Genomic DNA, 20,004 nt, shown 5'->3' with positions numbered 1-20,004 from the left:
GCAACTAACCCAATCTCGTGATCGTGATTCGCTATCCGGCCCCACCCAGTAGTCACGAAGAGGAGTGGGATGCATTAATTCTCTATACGTATTTGGGTAGCAAGAATTCTGCGACGTGGTAATGCCACATAACCGCCCCTGTTTGGTGATGTAGCAGCCAGTCACCGACAGCAGAAGAACAGAGAAAAAAAATAGCCTTGCCGTCGTTTTCATCGCTTCATCCTCAACAAAATGTCCAGCGCTTTCCACGCTTGGGGCGGCAGCGCTTCCGATAACGCAAAGGGAGTAGCGGGCAGGAGCGCAATGCCGGTCCAGGTTTCGTACATACCTTTCTGCAAGGCTGTCAGACCGCGCCTGGCGTTGCCCTGTTCGTCGTAAAAGCCACTCAGGGTGCCTCCTATAAAGTCATGTGAGCCGCCATAAGCCTCGTGCGCGAGATCGAGAATTCCCCCAGATGAATACGGAAAACCGAAAAACGCTCCAGGTCCGCCCTGGTTTCCGCCAGTGGGGCCGGGCATCCCCTTGCCTGGATCGGTTTCGAGAAATTCGGCCATCGTCGTTTCTGCGGCTTTTCTATCAAACCGGACGAGCCCATTTCCATCCAACTCAAGTTTCGGAATACCGTTTTCATCCAGGATCTCCTTGCCTTGGAAATCCTTTTCTTTCTTGCACCGTTGATTTACTGGTCCACACAAAATATCCAACACCACCCGCGTCCCCGCTGTCTTAAACCCATCGCCCCGAATACCCGCGCTTTCCCCGCCCTTGTTATCCAGCGTCGTCTCGCCATCGGTAATCCCCGCGAACTTCTCCGAGTCCGCGATCGTGTACCGCCGCATGCGGTCGGCCGCTTCCGACAAACCCGCTTGCAGCGCCGCCACGCCAGCCGAGCCGCCCAGTGCACCCACCGCCACGTTCAGCAACCGCTCCTGCGTGTTGATCTCGTTGATCTGCGCCTGCAGCGCCTCGATCTTTTCAGGGTCTTCCGTGGCCTTGATCTGCTGGCGCAGTTCCGCGCGTTTCTGTTCCGCGTGGCGCTCGATGGCGGCGCCGGCCTGCTGGCCGAACGCCGCGATGATTTCCGCTTCGGCCTGCACTTGCCGACGCAGCTTGTCGGCGTCCCATTTCTTCGTCAGGCCCCCAGCGCCGTCGCCCGCCCGCACGCGTCGATCCAGCATGGCCAGCACCTGATCGGCGGTCTTGCCGGTGCGTTCCCACTGGGCGTTCATGTCGGTGATGGTCACGGCCGCGCCGCTGATGCCGCTGTGCGTCACGCTGCTTTCACTGCCCTTGCGCACGCTCATGCCAGGCGCGCCGGCGCTGACGCTGTTGCCGAAGTTCCGCGCCGACCAGGCGTCACCTTTGCCCGCGACATTGCTGGCCGCAGCCTCACCTGCCTTGCTGGCGCCGCCTTCTTCCTTGCCTGCGCTGCCTTCTTTCTTCGCTGCGGACGCCTTGTCATCGCCGGCAACACTGAAGCCTCCCGACAGGCTCACCCCTGTCGCCTTGTACCGGCTGCGGTTCTCGATGTCGCTAACGCTCAGGCTGCCTGTCATCACGGTATTCACTCCCCGCTCCACCGCCACTTCGGACGAGGCGATGGCCGCGCCCTTGAGGTCGGTGTTGCCCTGGACGCGCACCGTGAAGCCGTCGTCGCCCGCGTCAAGGCGCGACTGCTCGACGACGCTGGCGAAATCGCCATCCACCTTGTTGCTGGCGTAACTGCCGCTGGCGGCGAACCCCACCCCCGCCGTCACGCTGCCGCCGATCTGGGTGTCGCTGCTCTTGAATCTACTGGTGTCCTGCAGACTCTCGATGCTGAGGTTGCCGCCTACGTCGACCATCACCTGCCTGCCGCTGGCGACCGCGCCGCGCAGGCGGGTGTCGCCGCCGGACTCCAGGGCCAGGCGTTCGCCGGCAGTGACGTGGCTGTTGGTCCAGGTCACGTCCCTGCCCTCGCCCCGGCCCCTGGCCCCGCTGGCGTTGGCGGTCACGCCGAAGGCCAGGCCGTTTTGGCCCACGGATATCGCCACGCCGACTCCCGCGCTGACGCTGCTGCTCTTGCGGTCGGTTTCGAAGGTGTTCCTGGCCGCCAGCAGATTGATATCGCCATCGGCCTTGAGCACCGCGTCGCCGCCCGCGCGGATGTCGCTGCCGCGCACGGTCAGGTTGGAATCCGGGCCGCCGCTGGCGTCGATGCGCACATCGCCGCCAGCGGCCACGGCTGAACCGGCGGCCGTATCCGTGGTGGCGGTGGATTTGCTGTCGCTTTTACTGGCGCCAACGGTGATCGAGATATTGACGCCGCCGGCCGACTGCGGGTCGGCCTGGACGGCATCGTAGGCATTCTTGGCCGCCAGCCCCGTGGCCGCGCCTGCCAGCACCTGCATACGTCCGTCAGTCGTCTGGCCGGCAGCGCGCTTCATCTGCCCGGCGGTCTCAATGGCCGACAACACCGGCGCAGAAATCGCCACGGTCAGGCCGGACTGGCGGAACTTGCTCTGTTCCACGCGCTTGCCGGTTTCCCGCGCGTCGACGATATCGACCTTCTTGGCCTGGATATCGATGCCGCCCTTGGGCGCCAGCACATGGCTGCCGGTCTGCTGGTAGTGGCCGCCCGCCACCAGGGTCACGTCGCCGGCCGTGGAACCCGCGGTTGACGCCGCTGCGTGGGTACTGGCGTCCCGGCGGTCGCCGCTTTGCATCTGGCTGCCGATCGTGAAGGCGAGCCCCCCGTTGTAAAGGAAGCCGCTTTTCCGGTTTTCCTTGAAGTGGCTTTCCTGGCTGGTTTCGGTGGCGGCCAGCAGGGTCAGGTTGTTGTTGGCCACGATGGCCGTGCCGGCATCGGAGACGACGTTGCTGCCGGTCAGGTTGACGTTCTCGCCCCGGATGGCGACGGTGTTGCCGCTGAAGGTGCTGGATAGCGCCGTGGTCTCTTCCAGGCTGTCGCGGGTCGTCTTCGTGCTGGAGCCCAGCAGGCTCCTGGACGAATGGCGACGGCCTTCGGCCCAGTTGCGGTTCGCTTTACCTGCCAGGATATTCACCTCGCCCCGCGCAACGGCAACCAGGGCTCCCTGCTCGCTGGTGACAGCGCCCGCGGTGCTACTCAGATCGCGGCCAGCCTGCAGGCGCACGTCGCCGGCCGTGGTGATGGTGCTGCCGACATCCTGCTCGTAACCCTGCCTGAGATAGTTGCTGGCATTGCGTACGTTGTTATCCTGCTCGGCAATCGTGACGGTGCCCAGCGTCAGGTCCCGGCCGGCGGCCATGGCGGTCTGACCATCCTTGCCGCGGTTGCCGACCCGGGCCGCGATCAGCTTGGCGTCACGCCCCGCCGAGGCCAGCAGGAGGCCATTCGGGTTGGTGACGTAGAGACCGGCCACGCGATCCAGGCTGGTCCGGCTGAAGTCGCTGCGTCCGGCCCGCGTGGCGCCGCCGCGAGTGGTGCTGACCACGTTGAGGTCGCGTCCGGCACCGAGCCGCAGCGTCGAACCGACATCCAGCGTGCCGCCGATATTGTCGATGTCGGCGCGGGCGCTGAGCGCCACGGCATCGCCGGTGATGCGGCCGCCGAGAATGCGCAGGTTCTCGCCGCTGAGACTGACCACCGCGCGTCCCGCAATGGCGCCGGAACTAACGAGATCGCCTTTCAGGTTGAGATCGATGGAGTTGGCGGCCAGCAGGCTACCGTTGCCGTCAATGTCGCCAGGCCGTACGCGGACGTAGACCTGCGGCGCCAGGGCGCGCGTGATACTGCCATCGGCCAGCGTCACGTCGCGTTCTACCAGCCAGACGATATCGCTGGTGAGCTGGGCCATCTGCCTGGCGCTCAGCGCCACGCCAGGACGCAGATTCCATTCTTTCGCATAGGTGACGCCTGCGTCCAACAATGCCTGGAACTGCGCCTCGTCGCTGGCGTAGCCGCCGAGGAATCGGCGGCCAGTCAACTGGCCTATCTGGTCGCGGACCAGTTGCTGTTCGTAGAAGCCATCGCCCAGTCGCTTGTGCACGAGGGCCGGGTCATGGCCGAGCTGCGACAGCATGTAGTCGGAACTGAGCCAGTTGCGGTGGTCGGTGAAACGCGGATCGGTCTCGACCAGGTAACCCCTGGCGTTCGGGGCAACACGAAACAGGCTGTTGGCGGGCGCCGCCGTGTCCAGCCGCGCGGTAGCGGGACCGCTACCGCCGGCGGCATGTGTTCCTCTGTCGATTCCCGGCCCCTCGATGCGGGCTGCTTGCGCCCGGGGGGCCGTTATCGTCGCTGGGTCGGCATTGACGGCGGCACGGACGCCGCCGCCCACAATGGGGCCGACGCGATGGTCCTGGCGGTCGGTGACCGCGAAGCCGCTGCCTGCGCCCGCGGCGTTCTGCACAATGCGGGAAACACCGAGCTCGATGGTGGTCGCCAGGTCGACCGGCGCGTAGGCGATCTTGCCGTCCCACTTGCGCTTGTGGTGGCGTTTGAAACCGCCGTGCCATTTCGAGTAGGTGTACTGGCTGGTTCCGACCCGGTTGATCGTGTGCTCGCCCAGGGCGGCCACGTTGTCGATCCGGTCCAGATCGCCGTGCAGGGCGCCGCCGGCCATGATCCGGCTCTTGTCGTTGACGAGCTGGTCGCCGCGCAGGGTCATGTTGCCGCCGGCGCGGATGAGCGCCGGCGCGCTCTCCATCACCTGCGTTTCATACTCGGTCTGCGCTATGTCGTATTGGGTCCAGTCGTGGATCTTCGCGCCGGTTTCCCTGTGCCGATAACGTCCGGCCCTGCTCCAGCTTTCCCAGCGGTATTCGCCGGCATCGTGTTTTTCAGGATCGCCTTCAGGCTGGATGTACAGGTGCCGGGTCGGGCCGCTGATCCTTGCCAGTTCGGTGCGGAAGTGCAGGTTGCCATTGAACAGCCCAGCGCTATCCAGGGTCAGCCCGCCCAGCGACTCGATGGTGGCGCTGTCGTTGCGGACGAGGTCGGCGCGCGCGGCCGCATGGCCGTTGACGTCCAGCGTACCGCCGATGTTCAGCGCATCGCCACCGCCGCCCGCGCTGAAAATCAACGCCTGCTCGCGGTTGGTGATGAAGCGGGCGCCGATATCCAGGCGCTGACGCGCCGCGATGACGGCGGCGGCGCCCGCTTCTTCGCGATTGACGACGGTAGCCGCCTGGATGGCAAGCTGGTCGCCATAGAGCCGGCCGCTGCCGGCGTTATCGAGAGTGCCGGCTTCGATATGGGTCTGGTTGCCGTCGACAAGTCCCCGGTTGGTCAGGCTGTGTTGCGCGGCGACGGTGGCGCGTACGCCGTTCATCTTGCCGGTGACGCTGTTGATGACGTCCGCGCCGCGCACGTCGAGGTCACCGGCCTGCAACACGCCGTGGTTGATCAACAGGCCAGCGGTGCTGATGCGGGCGTGGCCATTGGCGGTGATTTCCCGGAGGTGGGTGAAGTCCTGCCGCAGGCTCAGGCGCAGATCCCCCCTGGACAACAGGTTGCCGTCACCGTCCAGGCTGTCGGCGGCGACGTTGAGCAATTTGCCGGCGATCAGCGTGCCGCTCGGATTCAGCACACGACTGACGGCCACATCGATGCTGCCGCCCGAAGCGATGTGACCGCGCGCGTTGTCGAGCTGGCCTGCGGCGTGCGCGCCACGGATGACGATGCGGCTGTCGGCGGCGACGATGCCGGCAGTGTTGTCGGTGCGACCGGCCGCCAGCATGACGCTGTCGGCCTGCAAGCCGAGCGGCTGGCTGTCTTTCGCGCTTTGCGTGTCGCGGTTGAGGATCTGCGAGGCGCCAAGGGTCAGGCCATGGCCCGCGACCATCAGGCCGGCGTCGTTGTTTGCCTGGCCGCGCAGGAATGCCTTCAGGTCATTGCCTGCCTGGACCCGGCCCCTGGCGTTGTCGATCGACGTCGCGCCGATATCGACGTCCGCGCGGCCGCCCAGCAGCCCGCCTGTGTTGTCAATGTCGCTGACCCGGGCGATGAGATCCTTTCCGCTGTGCACGACGCCGTCGCGATTGGTCAGATTGCCGCTGTTCAGTGCCAGCGTGGCGAGGCTGAGAATGCCGCCCGTGTCGCCGGCATCGGCATTGATCAATGCCTGACCGTGCGTATCCACGCGCATTCCCTGCCGGGACTGCAGGAGGCCGCCGGCATTGTTCAGCGCGCCGCTGTCGATGTCGAGCAGGCCGCCGGTGGCGGCGATGGTCCCGCGGGCATTGTCGAGCGCCGCCAGTCGTGTATCGACTGCGACGCTGGCGCCCAGCACCATGCCCCCGGCATTGCCGAATCCACCGTTGGCCAGAATGACGTTGCCCGCCCCCCGCAGCGCGCCGCCAGCGTTCCCGGTATGCCCGCGCGTAGCCACGCTCAGGTCGCCGTCGGTGGAAACGATCAGGCCGCCATCGCGGTTGTCCAGCACCGAGGCGATGGCGGTCATGTCACCGCCGGCCACAAGCAGGCCCCCGTCGCTGTTGTCCAGGCGCCCGTTGATCCTGATACCGGTATCGGACCTGCTGTCGTTCCGAAAAGTCCCGGCGCGGTTGGAGAAGTCCTGCGCGCTGACGGACACGGGGCCGTGCACTTGCATCAGCCCGGCGTCGTTGCTGAGCAGGCTCGCGGCAATGCGCGCGCCGGCGGCAACCCGGATTTCACCCTGGCGATTGCTGAAATCGCCACCGCTCACTTCGAGCTGAAGCGCGCCCAGATGCCCGCCGTCATTGTCAAGGCCGCCGCTTGCGGTCAGGTCGATATGCCCGCCGGCCAGGATGCGGCCGCCGTTGTTGTCAAGCATGCCGGCGATCTTGAGCGCGCCATTGGGCATCGAGGCAAGCTCGGCGTCCGGCTGGGCGCCATTGCCGTCCGCACCCTCCGCACCCGCTTGCGGCGCCTGCTCATTGCCCGAAGACGCGCCCGACCGCGGCGCCGCGAGACCGATACGGCCGCCATCCCGGTTACTGAGGCGGTCCGCATGAATCGCCAGGTTCAATGGACCGGTCTGCCCGATAACCCCTTCGCGGTTGGTCAGGGACTGCGCAGTGACGCCGATGCGCCTGGCGCTGAGCGTTCCGCCGCGATTGTCGATATCCTCGGGAGTGTCGAGCGCCAGTTCGCGGCCCGCGCTGAGCGTTCCGGCATTGGCAAGGCCGCCACTCGCGTCTATGCGCGTGTCGCTGCTGGCCTGCATCGTGCCGAGGTTTTCCAGGCGTCCGTCGGCGGTGACCAACAGTTGGCCAGCCTGAGCGCCCATCGTACCGGCGTTGCGCACCCCGACGCCATGCTCGGTTCCCACCAGGACGATCTTCTGGCTGTACATGCCGCCGAGCGCGCCGACATCCAGCGCAAAAGCTGGCGCATCGCCACTGGCGGCGATCTTGCGCACCTCCGCCTGGTCGGCGCTGACATCATTGCCTCCGGTGGCGATCCGGAGCTGCCGCGCCCAGATCCCGGCGTTGGCTTCCACGGAGCGGGCGATCAGATCCGTGTAGTTCGCCGTGCTGGCATCCATGCCCTGGCCCGTAACGCGGATCGCGCCGCCCTGCACCCGATAGCGTTCCAGCGCTCCGCCGTTGATGACGGGCCGGCCGGTGGTGATGGTGGCCCGCTCCGCGTTGATGAAGCCGCAGCCATCGCAGGAAATGCCCGCCGGGTTGGCGATGACAAGCTGCGCCCGATCGCCCGCGACCTCGACATAGCCATTGAGCCGGCTCGGGTCGCTGGAGTTGACTTCATTGAGAATGACCCGGGCCGTACCGCGCGCCAGCCAAGGATTGCCCTGGACCCAGCCGCCAAGCTGTGTTTGCGCGTTGGTGCGGGAATTGTTGAGAATGACGCCCGGCTGCCCGACATCGAACTGGCGATAGGCATTGCGTGAAACACCGGCTGCGCTCGGGGTCTGGATATTCACCAGCGGGACGCCGCTGGCCGCTTCCAATACCGTCGGTCGCTGATTGCCGGGGGCGCCGGGGTCGGCCACGACCTGCGCGTTCGCCAAGGGCACGATGACCACCAGGCCGAACGCGGATGCCACGGCAAAGCCCAACGGCCTGAGCGTGGCAAGGAAACGGCTGCCGGCGGCGCTTGCCTCCCCGCCCTGGCCTGGGCCGTCACGCCGGGCAAGCTCCGTGACGGCCTGGAACAGGCCCAGCGCCCGATTGAAAACGATGCGGTGAAGGTTCCTGTTCATGCCATCGATACCGTTGCCTGCGCGCGATCCATGCGGCGTCAGCAGGACCAGTTGAGGCTGAAGCCGGTCGTCAGCGACCCGCTGCGAAAGCCCGCGGGCCTGGAGAGCGGGGTGCCGACAAACACATCCCACCAGAATCCCGCGGCGCCGCCACGCAGACCGATGACCGCGCCTGCCAGGCTGCGTCCCTGCAACCAGCGCGTGGACGGGCCCGACACATGGCCGTAGTCGGCCCCGAAATAGAGTTCCTGTGCGGCGCCCAGTTGCAGACCGATTTCGTTGCGCCAGACCCAGCCACGCTCGCCCATGAGCGTCAGTTCGCCGTCAAAGCCGCGTACCGTGTAACGACCGCCGATCGAGAAGCGGTCCGGCGGCGCCAGCGGCGTGCGCGCCCATTGCGCGCGCCAGTTGCCGGAGTAACGGGCACGCTGCGATCCCGGCCGGAACGGGACCACCAGTTGCACGTCGGCGGTGAGGACCTTCATCCGCGAAGTGCCTTCCCCGAAGTCTTCCTCGGGCGCGGCCATCGCGTTGAAGGCGCCCGTGCCGCGCCGCCAGGCCAGACCCGCATCGAGCGTGCTTTCGTGCAGGAATTCGCGGTGGGTCAGCCCCAGTTCCCAACCGCCGGTGCGACGCCGTTGAACCCCGATTTCCGTGTCGTCGATGAAGTTGTTGGACCTGCGCATCCAGCCGCGTCCGTAGAACGAGGTCTTGCGGCTGGCATCCCGGTACACCACGCGCGACAGGCGCACTTCGGCGTTGTTGCTGGTGCCGCTGTAGAGGTAGTTCTGGCGGTATCCGGCAACGGTCTGGTGGTACCTGTAGCCGCTGAGGGTGGCGCTGATTGTCCAGTAGCCCCAGGGCGCGCCGTAATGCGTGGTGTATCCCCGGGAGCCCTTGCCGCTGGCGTTGAAGACGTCTTGACTGACGTTGACGTAGAACAGATCGTTCAACGAGAGTGGGGAATCGAGCGAAAGCGTGGCCGAACCCTGCAGCTTGCCGGTCGCCCTGCTGCCGGCGTCGTCCAGCGATAGGCTCAAGCGCACCGGAGGCAAACGCTGTCGCCAGAGGATCACCAAATCGCTGTCGCCGGGGCGCGCATCGTCAGCTTCAGCAGGCGTGATTTGCAGGTCGGCCGCTACGGTGGGGACGCGTCGGAAATTTTCCAGCGCCTGTTCGATATCGCGCAGATTGAGCAGGTCGCCGCGCCTGGCCGGCACGGCATTCAAGGCAGTGGCCCGGGGCGACGTACCGGGCGCGAATCGGATGGCGCGGACGCGGCCGGGCACGACGGTGAGCGTCAGCGTGCCGCCCTTCAGATCCTGGGGCGCGGCGAGAATGCGGGTGGTGACGAACCCCCGCGCGACGACGGCATTCTGCACGCGCGCCATGACCACGCTGATGCCCTCGGCGCCAAGGCAGCGCCCCGTGGCGGCGTCGTTCTCGGGGTCGGCGGCGCGCAAGGACCAGAGAAAGCGCTGCGCGTCCTCGCCATCAAGACGGATACGGTCAATCGGAAAGCATGGCGTCTCGTCCCGAGGCAACAGGTCCGGCGACGGCGCGCGCGCCGACCGCGCCCGTACATTCGGCGCCGTTTCCTGCTGTTTGCGCAACATCCTTTCGCGCTCCTGCTGGCGCAGCAGTTCCTGCGCGGCGCCAGCCTGCGTCTGTGCGGACGCCGATACCATGAACAGCAGCAGGCTGAACGAGATCCATACGCGCTGCGGCAACCACCCGACCATCCTCCCTCCCTATGTATCCGAGCCCGGTCATGCTTCGGCATTGGATGGCGGCAAGGCGGATATTGGGATGCGGCGAGCTGGTTTGTCGGACCAGGCGTTGGCCACCGCTCACGTTCTCGGATCACATAACCTATTGACGAGGAATGGCGACAGCGCCTCGCGTGATGCCCGGCAAGAAAAAACGGCAACCAAAGAAAAAAGCGCCCGAGGGCGCTTTTGTCATGGCCGGCGGAAACCCGGTCAGCCGCGGCCGACGAACGGCATGTTGGTCGCCATGATCGTCATGAACTGCACGTTGGCGTCCAGCGGCAGGCGGGCCATGGCGGCAACGGCCTGCGCGACGTGGGCGACGTCCATGCGCGGCTCGACCTTGGTGCTGCCGTCGGCCTGCAGGATGCCGGCGGCCATGCGCTCGGTCATGTCGGTGGCGGCGTTGCCGATGTCGATCTGGCCGCAGGCGATGTGGTACGGCCGGCAGTCCAGCGAAATCGACTTGGTCAGGCCGGTCACCGCGTGCTTGGTGGCGGTGTAGGCGATCGAGAACGGACGCGGCGCGTGCGCCGAGATCGAACCATTATTGATGATGCGGCCGCCCTGCGGCGTCTGCGCCTTCATGACCCGGATCGCCGCCTGCGCGCACAGGAACATGCCGGTCAGGTTGGTATCGACCACCTCGCGCCAGAGCGCCACCGGCAATTCCTCGATCGGCATGGCGGGCGCGCCGCGGCCGGCGTTGTTGAACAGCACGTCCAGACGGCCGTACTCGCGCTGGGTCGTGTCGAACAGTTCGCGCACCGCCTGCTCGTCCGACACATCGGTCGGCACCACCAGCGCCCGCACCCCGTCTTCGCCCGCCGCCGTGCGCGTGGCTTCGAGCGGTTCGCGCCGGCGGCCGGCCAGCACCACGCGATAGCCCTGCGCCAGGAACTCCAGCGCCACCGCCCGGCCGATGCCGGTGCCGGCGCCGGTGACCAGCGCGACGCGGGGAGGTTCGATCTCGTTCGTGTGCATCGCAAGCTCCTTGTTATCTGTCGGCGAAATGCTACCCGAATCATTCCGGCGATGCTGCAAGCGAACGTTCCATCGTTCTCGCCCGGCCGACCCTGGCTGCCCTCATCGGCAAGACGCCCGCTTCACGCCTTGCGCGCCAGGCGGGTGGCGTGCGCCAGGCGCGCCCCCGCGGCTGAAAACAACGGCCTCGAAAGCGCTATCGAACAACGCCCCTCGCCCATCGCCGCGCGGTCGAACGCCCTCGCCCGCCCCGGCTGACCTGGCGCAACATGCCATCAAGACTTTGCGCTGTCACAAATTTACATATAATTTTGGGAAATTAACTTATTACCAAAATTCCAATAAACCCCGGAGATACCCATGGCGTTACAGCCCTACCTCCCCCGCTGGGCGGGCGTGCTGGCCCTTGGCGCCAGCGGCCTGGCCGCCCTGCCTGCCGCGGCGCTCGCCGCCCCGGACGGCCGCCAGATCAGCACCCAGGGCGCCAACGGCGCGCCCGCCTGTATGACCTGTCACGGCGCCCAGGGGGAAGGCAACCCCGCCGCCGGCTTCCCGCGTCTGGCCGGCATGGGCGCCGCCTACCTGGCCGAGCAGCTCGAGGCGATGGCCAATGGCTCGCGCGTCAGTCCGGTGATGGCGGCCACCGCCAAGGCGCTGGATCCGGCGCAGCGCCAGGCCGTGGCCCAGTACTACGCCGGCCTGCCGGCGCCGCTGAACATCGATCGGCTGGCCGCCACCGCGCGGCAATTGGCCAAGCCGGACGATACCGGCGCCTGGCTCGCCACGCGCGGCGCCTGGGACAGGAACATCCCCGCCTGCAACCAGTGCCACGGCCCGGGGGGCATTGGCGTCGGCGCCAACTTCCCCAGCCTGGCCGGCCAGCCCGCGGCCTACATCGCCGGCCAGTTGCGCGCCTGGCGCCAGGGCCAGCGTCCGCCCGGCCCGCTGGGCCTGATGCCGGCCGTGGCCACCCGCCTGACCGACGCCGAGATCGACGCGGTGTCGGGTTACTACGCCGGCCTGCCCAAGGCCGCCGACCTGCTTGCCACGCAAGCGAACGCCGCCGGGGGAGCCAAGCAATGACCTCGATCCGCAACCGAATCGCCCGCCTGCTGCTCGCCGCCGCGGGAACCGGCGCGCTGCTGTCGACCACGGCGGCCTTCGCCGCCGACGCGCGCCCCGAATTCACGCCGCCCAGCGCCGCGTCGCTGCCCGACAGCGAATTCGGCAAGATCGTGCGCCAGGGCGAACAGATATTCCTGCACACGCCGCAGAATGCCGGCAAGTTCGTCGGCAACGACCTGAACTGCGCCAGTTGCCACCTGGACGCCGGCCGCCGGCCCGATTCCGCGCCGATGTGGGCGGCCTACGTGCTGTATCCCGCCTACCGCGCCAAGAACGGCCACGTCAACACGCTGGCCGAGCGCCTGCAGGGCTGTTTCCGCTTTAGCATGAACGGCAAGCCGCCAGCGGCCGACGATCCGGTGCTGACCGCCTTGCAGACCTACATGTTCTGGCTCGCCAGCAAGGCGCCCACCGGCGTGGCGCTCAAGGGCCAGGGCTACCTCAAGCTGCCCAAGCCCGCGCAGAAAGCCGACTACGTGCGCGGCGGCGAGGTCTACGCCCAGTACTGCGCCGTCTGCCACGGCGCAGAAGGCAAGGGACAGAAGAACGGCGAGCACTGGGTCTTCCCGGCGCTGTGGGGGCCGGATTCCTTCAACTGGGGCGCCGGCATGCACCAGATCGGCAACGCCGCCGGCTTCATCAAGGCCAATATGCCGCTGGGCCAGGCCGGGATGCTCAGCGACCAGGAGGCCTGGGACGTGGCGTACTTCATGAATGCGCATGAACGGCCGCAGGACCCGCGCTACACCGAATCGGTCGCCAAGACCCGCGCCAAGTACCACGACTCGGACGATTCGCTGTACGGCATCGAGGTCAACGGCCATCTGCTCGGCAGCGATTCGCCCGCCCCCGGCGGCAAGCTGACGCAGGCGGCAGCCCGCTGACGACGCGGCGCGGCGGGTTTTCCCCCTGCCGCGCCGTGCGATTTGCTATCCTTCGGGTCTCGGCATCACACGCTCGTCACATTCATGCACGCCACCTCCGGCAATGTTTTCATGGTCGTCGCCCCCAGCGGCGCCGGCAAATCCAGCCTGGTCAAGGCCTTGCTGCAGCAAGACCCGTCCATCCTCCTGTCCGTCTCCTGCACCACGCGTGCCCCCCGCCCCGGCGAGGAAGACGGCCGCGAATACCGCTTCATCGGCATCGACGAATTCAAGCAGTTGCGCGACGAGCAGCGCCTGCTGGAATGGGCCGAGGTGCATGGCAATTTCTACGGCACGCCGCGTGACCGCATCGACGAAGCCACCCGCGAGGGCCGCGACGTGCTGCTGGAGATCGACTGGCAGGGCGCGCGCCAGGTGCGCCAGCGTTTTCCCGGCGCGATCGGCATCTTCGTGCTGCCGCCGTCCATCGAGGAACTCGAAAGCCGGCTGAAGGCGCGTGGCCAGGATGCGCCGCAGGTGATCGCGCGCCGGCTGATGGCCGCGGGCGGCGAAATCGCGCACGCGCCTGAATGCGAATATGTTATTATTAATCAAGAATTTAGCGTAGCCTTGTCGGAACTGACTCAAATCGTCAGCGCCGCGCGGCTGCGTTTTTCGTCTCAGGCCGTCCGCCACGCCGAGCTGTTCGCGCAGTTGGGCATCCCGGCGGCGCACTGAAACGAATCCGCATTCTCCCTATCCACCATCAGCACCAGGTGTCCTAATGGCTCGCATTACCGTCGAAGACTGTCTGAATCAGATCCCCAACCGTTTCAAGCTCACGCTGGCCGCGACCTACCGCGCCCGCGAGCTGGCGCAAGGCCATGCCCCGCGCCTGGACAGCAAAGACAAGCCCACCGTCACGGCCCTGCGCGAAATCGCGGGCGGCCTCACCGGCGCGGAAATGCTGCGTAAAGTTCCCACCTGATATTTTCCGGGGGGCGGCAAGCATGGCTTTTCCCGGGCTGAAGTACGCTTCATCAGGTCTGCTTGCCGCGCTACGTGCCGGCTCCCGTCTCGGGCGCCGCACGGGCAAGAAAGACAAGAATTCCCCCACGCCAGCCTCCGTCGCCGCGCAAGAAGCGGCGGACGCGACCGCCTCGCCGGTCGCCTCGCTGGCGCCGCTGACCGAAATCATCGGCAGCTATCTCGACAAGAAAGATGTAGAACGCGTGCGCGAAGCCTATCGCTTCGCCGACCAGGCGCACCTGGGCCAGTTCCGCGCCAGCGGTTCGCCCTACATCTCGCACCCCATCGCTGTCACGGAAATCTGCGCGGGCTGGAAGCTCGACGCGAACGCGTTGTCCGCCGCCCTGCTGCACGACGTGATGGAAGACCAGGGCATCGCCAAGCACGAGCTGGCCGAGAAATTCGGCCCTGAAGTCGCCGAGCTGGTCGATGGCCTGTCCAAGCTGGACCGCCTGGACTTCGCCACCAAGGCCGAGCAGCAGGCCGAGAGCTTCCGCAAGATGCTGCTGGCGATGGCGCGCGACGTGCGCGTCATCCTCATCAAGCTGGCCGACCGCCTGCACAACATGCGCACGCTGGACGCGGTCAACCCCGAAAAGCGCCGCCGCATCGCCCGCGAAACGCTGGACATCTACGCGCCCATCGCCCACCGGCTGGGCCTGAATCTGCTGTTCCGCGAACTGCAGGACCTGTGCTTCGCGGCCATGTACCCGAATCGCTACCAGGTGCTGTACAAGGCCGTGCTGGCCGCGCGCGGCAACCGCCGCGAGGTGATCGGCAAGATCGCCGACTCGGTGCGCGCCGCGCTGCCGGCCGCCGGCATCGAGGCCGAGGTCACCGGCCGCGAGAAGACGCTGTTCGGCATCTACCGCAAGATGGTCGACCAGAAGAAGTCGTTCTCGGACGTGCTGGACATCTACGGTTTCCGCGTCATCGTCCACACGCTGCCCGAGTGCTACCTGGCGCTGGGCACGCTGCACCAGTTGTACCGGCCGGTGCCCGGCAAGTTCAAGGACTACATCGCGATCCCCAAGGTCAACGGCTACCAGTCGCTGCACACGACGCTGGTGGGCCCCTACGGCACGCCGGTGGAATTCCAGTTCCGCACCCGCGACATGCATCACGTGGCCGAGGAAGGCGTGGCCTCGCACTGGCTGTACAAGGGCGCCGACCTGACGCTCAACGACCTGCAGAAACGCACCCACCAGTGGCTGCAATCGCTGCTGGACATCCAGAGCCAGACCGGCGATTCGGGCGAATTCCTCGAACACGTCAAGGTCGACCTGTTCCCGGACGCCGTCTACGTCTTCACCCCGCGCGGCAAGATCATCTCGCTGCCGCGTGGCGCGACGCCGGTGGACTTCGCCTACGCCATCCATACCGACATCGGCAACCAGGCGGTGGCGGCCAAGGTCAACGGCGAGTTCGTGCCGCTGCGCACGGAACTGAACAGCGGCGACACGGTGGAGATCGTCACCTCCCCCGCTTCGCGCCCGAACGCGCAATGGCTCAACTACGTGCGCACCGGCCGAGCCCGCTCGGAAATCCGCCACTACCTGCGCACCGTCAAGTACGAGGAATCGGTCGCCTTCGGCGAACGCCTGCTGGGCCAGGCCCTGCAGGAGCTGCACATGCCGCTGCCGGCCACCGACGATCCGGCCTGGCAGAAGCTGGCGCGCAGCACCGGCGCCAGCTCGCGCGAGGAAATCCTGGCCGACATTGGCCTGGGCAAGCGCCTGGCGGCCGTGGTGGCGCGCCGCTTCGCGCCCGAGCACCAACTGGTGGCCACCACCGCCGCCGCGGTGGACGAGCTGACCTCGGCCCGCAGCGCCCCGATCCTGATCCAGGGCAACGAAGGCCAGGCGGTGCAACTGGCGCCGTGCTGCGGGCCGCTGCCCGGCGACCCGATCATCGCCGGCATGCGCATGGGCCACGGCCTGGTGGTGCATACCGCCGACTGCCCGGTGGCCATGCGCCAGCGCCTGCGCGAACCGGAACGCTGGATCAACGTCGCGTGGGACGCCCACACCGCCAAGCACCTGGCCACGCGCCTGGACATCGTCACCCGCAACGAGCGCGGCGTGCTGGGCCGGCTGGCCGCGGAAGTCACGGCGGCCGACGCCAACATCATGCATGTGACGATGCACGATGACGCGGTCTCGACGGTGTCGCTGCACCTGACCATCCAGGTCGACAGCCGCAAGCACCTGGCGCAGGTGATCCGCGCGATCCGCCATGTGCCGCAAGTGCAGAAGATCGTGCGCGTGAAGGGCTGAGGGGAAGGCCCCACCCCCGAAGCGCTGCGCGCTTCCCCCTCAAGGGGGCATGTCTACGGACCGGCGGAGCCGGATCCGTGACATCCCGCTTGGGGGCGCTCTCATTGCGGCCTTTGAAGCGTGGAGCGATCCGTGCTCAGGCCACGTGTTGCAGGAAGTCCTTCAGGCGCTGGCTGGGCGGATTGTCCAGCAGCTCGGCCGGCGGCCCGTCATGGGCGATCTTGCCGGCGTCGATGAAGATCAGGCGGCTGCCGACCTTGCGCGCGAACTCCATTTCGTGCGTGACCACCACCATGGTCATGCCCTCCTCGGCCAGATCGCGCATCACCTTCAGCACCTCGTGGCGCAGTTCCGGGTCGAGCGCCGAGGTCGGCTCGTCGAACAGCATCAGCTTGGGCTTGATAGCCAGCGCGCGGGCGATCGCCACGCGCTGCTGCTGGCCGCCGGACAGCTCGGACGGATAGTGGTTCATGCGCTCGCCCAGTCCAACCTTGCGCAGCAGCTGCTCGGCCAGTTCGCGCGCCTCGTCGCGGCCCTGGCCGCGCGTGTGGATCGGCCCGAACATGACGTTCTGCAGCGCGGTCATCTGCGGGAACAGATTGAACTGCTGGAACACCATGCCGGCCTCGCGCCGGATCTCGCGCACCTGGGCGGCGCCGCCATGCACGCTCAGGCCGTCGACCAGCAGGTCGCCGCCGTTGATCGTTTCGAGCACGTTGATGCAGCGCAGGAAGGTGGACTTGCCGGAACCGGACGGCCCCACCACCACGACCACCTCGCCCGCGTCGATATTGAGCGAGATACCGTTCAGGACCGTGGACTCGCCGAACGTCTTGGTGACGTCATGAAATTCAACCATGCTCATAGTATGCGCATCCTCTTTTCCACCAGGTGCAGGATCAGCGCCATCGTGCCCGTCAGGATCAGGTAGACGATGGCGATGGCCGACCAGATCTCGACCGCGCGGAAGTTGCTGGCCATGATCTCCTGGCCCTGGCGGGTCAGTTCCGCAACGCCGATCACGATGAACAGCGACGAATCCTTCAGGCTGATGATGCACTGGTTGCCCAGCGGCGGAATCATGCGGCGGAACGCCACCGGCCCGATGATGTGGAACAGGATCTTGTGAAACGGCAGGCCCATCGCCTGCCCGGCTTCCTTCAGGCCCTTGTGCACGGACAGCAGCGAGCCGCGCACGATCTCGGAGATATAGGCGCCCGAGTTGATGATGAGCGTGACGATGGCGGCCCACTCGGCGTCCACCCGGATGTTCGCCAGCAGCGGCAAGGCGAAATAAATGAACATCACCTGCACCACGATCGGCGTGCCGCGGATCACCGCGACGTACACCTGGGCGATGCCCGACAGGATCGGATGCCCGTAGGCCCGGGTCACGCCGGAGAGCGCGCCCAGCAGGAACCCGCCGAACAGGCCCCAGAAGGTGATCTTGATGGTCATCTGCGTGCCAACCCACAGGTTGGGCAGCGCATCCATCACTACATTCCAGTCAAAATCCACGAATTACCCCTCAATGGCGCGCCTCGCGCGCCGCATCATGGCGGAACGCCCGGCGACGCACGCGACTCGGGGCCGCCCCGTCCCGGGCCCGGCGCCGCCGGAGCGAAGCGCCGGGGCCCCAGACTGCCGGGCGGCCCCGAAATGCAACATCAATCCGGCGGAAAAGCTCAGGGCTTCTTGCCGAACCACTTCTCGTAGATGGCGTCGTACTGGCCGTTGGACTTGAGCGTGGCCAGGGCCTTGTTGACCTGCGGCACCAGTTCGCTGCCCTTGGGGAAGGCGATGCCGTAGAAGTCGCCGCTCTTGACCGAGCCGACCACCTTGACGCGGCCCTTGCCGGCCGTGTTGGCGTAGTACTGGACGTTGGGCGTGTCGTGCACGGCGGCATCGACCCGGCCGGTGGCCAGTTCCAGGTAGGCGTTGTCGATGTTGGGGAACAGCTTGAGCTTGGCGTCCGGCACCTGGGCCTTCAGGAAGTCCACCGTGGCCGTGCCGGTCTTGACCGCGACGGTCTTGCCGGCCAGCGACTTGGCGTCCTTGATGTCGGTGTTCTTTTCGCCGACCAGGATGGCCAGGCCGCTTTCGTAGTAGGGATCGGAGAAGTCGATCACCTTCTTGCGGTCGTCTCGGATGGTGATGCCGGCCAGCGCGACGTCGATGTTCTTGGTCTGCAGGCCGGGGATGATGCCGTTGAAGTCCATCGGCTGCAGCTTGTACTTGACGTTCAGCTCCTTGGCGATGGCGGCCCACAGGTCGACGTCGAAGCCGGTGTAGGTGTTGCCCTGCTTGAACTCGAACGGCACGAACGCGGTATCGGTGGCCACCACCAATTCCTTGCCTTGGGCGTAGGCGCCGGAGGCGGCGCCGAACATGGCCATGGACAGGCCGACCAAGGCGGCGGCGACTTTACGTTTAATCATGAAACTCTCCTCTTGGGGCTGATAGCGCCCGGGGTTGCAGTTGGAACATGATGCGCGGGCCACGCCGGGATCGCCGGAGCAACTTACGGCGCATGTTAACGCATCCGTCCCCACCGCAGAGAGCTTAGAAAAATTACAATCCGCATGACACCCCGGAGAATCCCCATGCCCTACAAGTATGTACGCATCGCCGGCAACCGGCGCCAGGTCGGCGTGGCCCTCGGCAAACTGGCCCGCCCGCTGATGGCGACCTACCTGGACCAGAGCGCCACCTGGAAGGCGCTGCGCCCCTGGCGCGGCCATCCGTACCTGGACGAACTGGGCGAACAGGCCCGGCGCGCCCTGCCCGCCGTGTGGGACGAACTGGAGGGGCTGGCCGAGGGGCTGGGGATGCCGCTGGCGGACGTATTGCTGTGGAACTGCCGGGGCGACCTGCTGCACAGCAGCGGCAGCGGCGACGGCTGCACCTCGGTGGCGCTGAAGGCGGCCGATGGCACCCGCTGGATCGGCCACAACGAGGACGGCGATCCGTTCCTGTACGGCCGCTGCCATCTGGTCGACGTGGCGCTGGACGACGCGCCGGGCTATCTGAGCTTCTATTACCCGGGATCCCTGCCCGGCCATACCTTCGGGGCCAATCGCGCCGGTCTGGTGCAGACCATCAACAACCTGCGCACGCGCCTGCGCCAGCGCGGCCTGCCGCGCATGCTGCTGGCGCGCGCGGTGCTCGACTGCGCCACGCTGGACGAGGCCGTGGCGCTGCTGCGCGACGCGCCGCGCGCGGGGGGCTTTCACCATACGCTGGGGTCGGCGGCCGACGCCCGCATCTTCAGCGTCGAGGCGACGCCGGGCGCCGCGTCAGCGCAGGAGATCGGCACCCGGTATGGCCACGCCAACCACATGGTGCATCAGGCCAGCCGGGGGCAATCGCAGATCATCACCGACTCGTCGCGCGAGCGCCAGCGCCGCATCGAGGGCATCGTCGACACCTGGTCCCCCGCCACCATTGGCGCCGACCTGCTGACGGCGCTGCATGACACCGAGGGCGAACTGCCGATCCTGCGCACCGATCCCAAGGATCCGGACGGCGAAAACACGCTCGCCACCGCGATCTTCGAGATCGGCGATGGCGAGGTGACGCTGCGGGTCTATGACCGCAAGGCCAAGGCGGACATTGTGCTGGATGTGATGAACGATCCGGAGTGACGGGGCGCGAATCGTCTCGTGCGGACGGCCCAGCATTCACATTGATCGAAACACCCGCACATCGATTAGGACTCGAACCATACGCGCCACCGAAAATCTCGGATCAATCGCCAACTGAAAATGGGGCGCCGCTGCATAGAATG

General features: G+C 66.7%; 12 protein-coding genes. 6 read left to right on the top strand and 6 right to left on the bottom strand.

The features are described 5' to 3' along the window. Positions 1-209: 209 nt before the first annotated feature. The 3 genes from HV783_RS04140 to HV783_RS04130 form a co-directional block, all read right to left on the bottom strand. Complete coding sequence (locus tag HV783_RS04140) at positions 210-8,171, bottom strand: two-partner secretion domain-containing protein (RefSeq protein WP_175188736.1); 7,962 nt, start codon at positions 8,169-8,171, stop codon at positions 210-212. 38 nt (positions 8,172-8,209) lie between these two features. After that, positions 8,210-9,913 (bottom strand): ShlB/FhaC/HecB family hemolysin secretion/activation protein, encoded by a 1,704-nt coding sequence (locus tag HV783_RS04135; RefSeq protein ID WP_054502643.1) that lies wholly within the window; start codon positions 9,911-9,913, stop codon positions 8,210-8,212. Positions 9,914-10,153: 240 nt separating this feature from the next. Next, complete coding sequence (locus HV783_RS04130; RefSeq protein ID WP_054502644.1) at positions 10,154-10,924, bottom strand: SDR family oxidoreductase; 771 nt, start codon at positions 10,922-10,924, stop codon at positions 10,154-10,156. A gap of 360 nt (positions 10,925-11,284) precedes the next feature. Between HV783_RS04130 and HV783_RS04125 the strand changes: the two genes are divergently transcribed. The 5 genes from HV783_RS04125 to HV783_RS04105 all read left to right on the top strand — a co-directional run bounded on the left by HV783_RS04125 (position 11,285) and on the right by HV783_RS04105 (position 16,217). Beyond that, entirely contained in the window at positions 11,285-12,007 is a 723-nt protein-coding gene (locus HV783_RS04125; protein WP_175188735.1) for a c-type cytochrome, read from the top strand. Beyond that, entirely contained in the window at positions 12,004-12,933 is a 930-nt protein-coding gene (locus HV783_RS04120) for a c-type cytochrome (protein ID WP_116791228.1), read from the top strand. Before HV783_RS04125 ends, HV783_RS04120 begins: the two co-directional genes overlap by 4 nt. Before the next feature lie 84 nt (positions 12,934-13,017). Next, positions 13,018-13,650 (top strand): guanylate kinase, encoded by a 633-nt coding sequence (gene gmk, locus HV783_RS04115; RefSeq protein ID WP_020927510.1) that lies wholly within the window; start codon positions 13,018-13,020, stop codon positions 13,648-13,650. A gap of 46 nt (positions 13,651-13,696) precedes the next feature. After that, entirely contained in the window at positions 13,697-13,900 is a 204-nt protein-coding gene (rpoZ, locus tag HV783_RS04110; protein ID WP_006394760.1) for a DNA-directed RNA polymerase subunit omega, read from the top strand. 22 nt (positions 13,901-13,922) lie between these two features. Further along, the gene (locus HV783_RS04105; RefSeq protein WP_006394759.1) at positions 13,923-16,217 is read left to right on the top strand and encodes a RelA/SpoT family protein; all 2,295 of its coding nucleotides are present in this window, start codon (positions 13,923-13,925) and stop codon (positions 16,215-16,217) included. 136 nt (positions 16,218-16,353) lie between these two features. Here the strand turns inward: HV783_RS04105 and glnQ are convergent, their stop codons facing one another. The 3 genes from glnQ to glnH all read right to left on the bottom strand — a co-directional run bounded on the left by glnQ (position 16,354) and on the right by glnH (position 18,655). Continuing rightward, positions 16,354-17,082 (bottom strand): glutamine ABC transporter ATP-binding protein GlnQ, encoded by a 729-nt coding sequence (gene glnQ, locus HV783_RS04100; RefSeq protein ID WP_049073501.1) that lies wholly within the window; start codon positions 17,080-17,082, stop codon positions 16,354-16,356. Continuing rightward, on the bottom strand, positions 17,079-17,735 hold the full coding sequence (glnP, locus tag HV783_RS04095; RefSeq protein WP_035360348.1) for a glutamine ABC transporter permease GlnP: 657 nt from the start codon (positions 17,733-17,735) through the stop codon (positions 17,079-17,081). The genes glnQ and glnP overlap by 4 nt, the downstream gene beginning before the upstream one ends. A gap of 167 nt (positions 17,736-17,902) precedes the next feature. Then, on the bottom strand, positions 17,903-18,655 hold the full coding sequence (gene glnH / locus HV783_RS04090) for a glutamine ABC transporter substrate-binding protein GlnH (RefSeq protein WP_006388205.1): 753 nt from the start codon (positions 18,653-18,655) through the stop codon (positions 17,903-17,905). Positions 18,656-18,820: 165 nt separating this feature from the next. Between glnH and HV783_RS04085 the strand changes: the two genes are divergently transcribed. Beyond that, positions 18,821-19,861, top strand: coding sequence for a C45 family autoproteolytic acyltransferase/hydrolase (locus HV783_RS04085; RefSeq protein ID WP_064523006.1), 1,041 nt, complete (start codon positions 18,821-18,823; stop codon positions 19,859-19,861). Positions 19,862-20,004 lie beyond the last annotated feature (143 nt).

Source organism: Achromobacter dolens (genome assembly GCF_902859745.1).
GTDB lineage: Bacteria > Pseudomonadota > Gammaproteobacteria > Burkholderiales > Burkholderiaceae_B > Achromobacter > Achromobacter dolens.
Note: the sequence above shows the minus strand (reverse complement) of the source record. Positions and strands in the feature narration are given on the sequence as shown.

Coding starts and splice junctions, on each gene's coding strand:
- glnQ (WP_049073501.1), bottom strand. CDS start 17,082: ATGAGCATGGTTGAATTTCATGACGTCACCAAGACGTTCGGCGAGTCC.
- HV783_RS04120 (WP_116791228.1), top strand. CDS start 12,004: ATGACCTCGATCCGCAACCGAATCGCCCGCCTGCTGCTCGCCGCCGCG.
- gmk (WP_020927510.1), top strand. CDS start 13,018: ATGCACGCCACCTCCGGCAATGTTTTCATGGTCGTCGCCCCCAGCGGC.
- HV783_RS04140 (WP_175188736.1), bottom strand. CDS start 8,171: ATGAACAGGAACCTTCACCGCATCGTTTTCAATCGGGCGCTGGGCCTG.
- HV783_RS04135 (WP_054502643.1), bottom strand. CDS start 9,913: ATGGTCGGGTGGTTGCCGCAGCGCGTATGGATCTCGTTCAGCCTGCTG.
- HV783_RS04085 (WP_064523006.1), top strand. CDS start 18,821: ATGCCCTACAAGTATGTACGCATCGCCGGCAACCGGCGCCAGGTCGGC.
- rpoZ (WP_006394760.1), top strand. CDS start 13,697: ATGGCTCGCATTACCGTCGAAGACTGTCTGAATCAGATCCCCAACCGT.
- HV783_RS04105 (WP_006394759.1), top strand. CDS start 13,923: ATGGCTTTTCCCGGGCTGAAGTACGCTTCATCAGGTCTGCTTGCCGCG.
- glnH (WP_006388205.1), bottom strand. CDS start 18,655: ATGATTAAACGTAAAGTCGCCGCCGCCTTGGTCGGCCTGTCCATGGCC.
- HV783_RS04125 (WP_175188735.1), top strand. CDS start 11,285: ATGGCGTTACAGCCCTACCTCCCCCGCTGGGCGGGCGTGCTGGCCCTT.
- HV783_RS04130 (WP_054502644.1), bottom strand. CDS start 10,924: ATGCACACGAACGAGATCGAACCTCCCCGCGTCGCGCTGGTCACCGGC.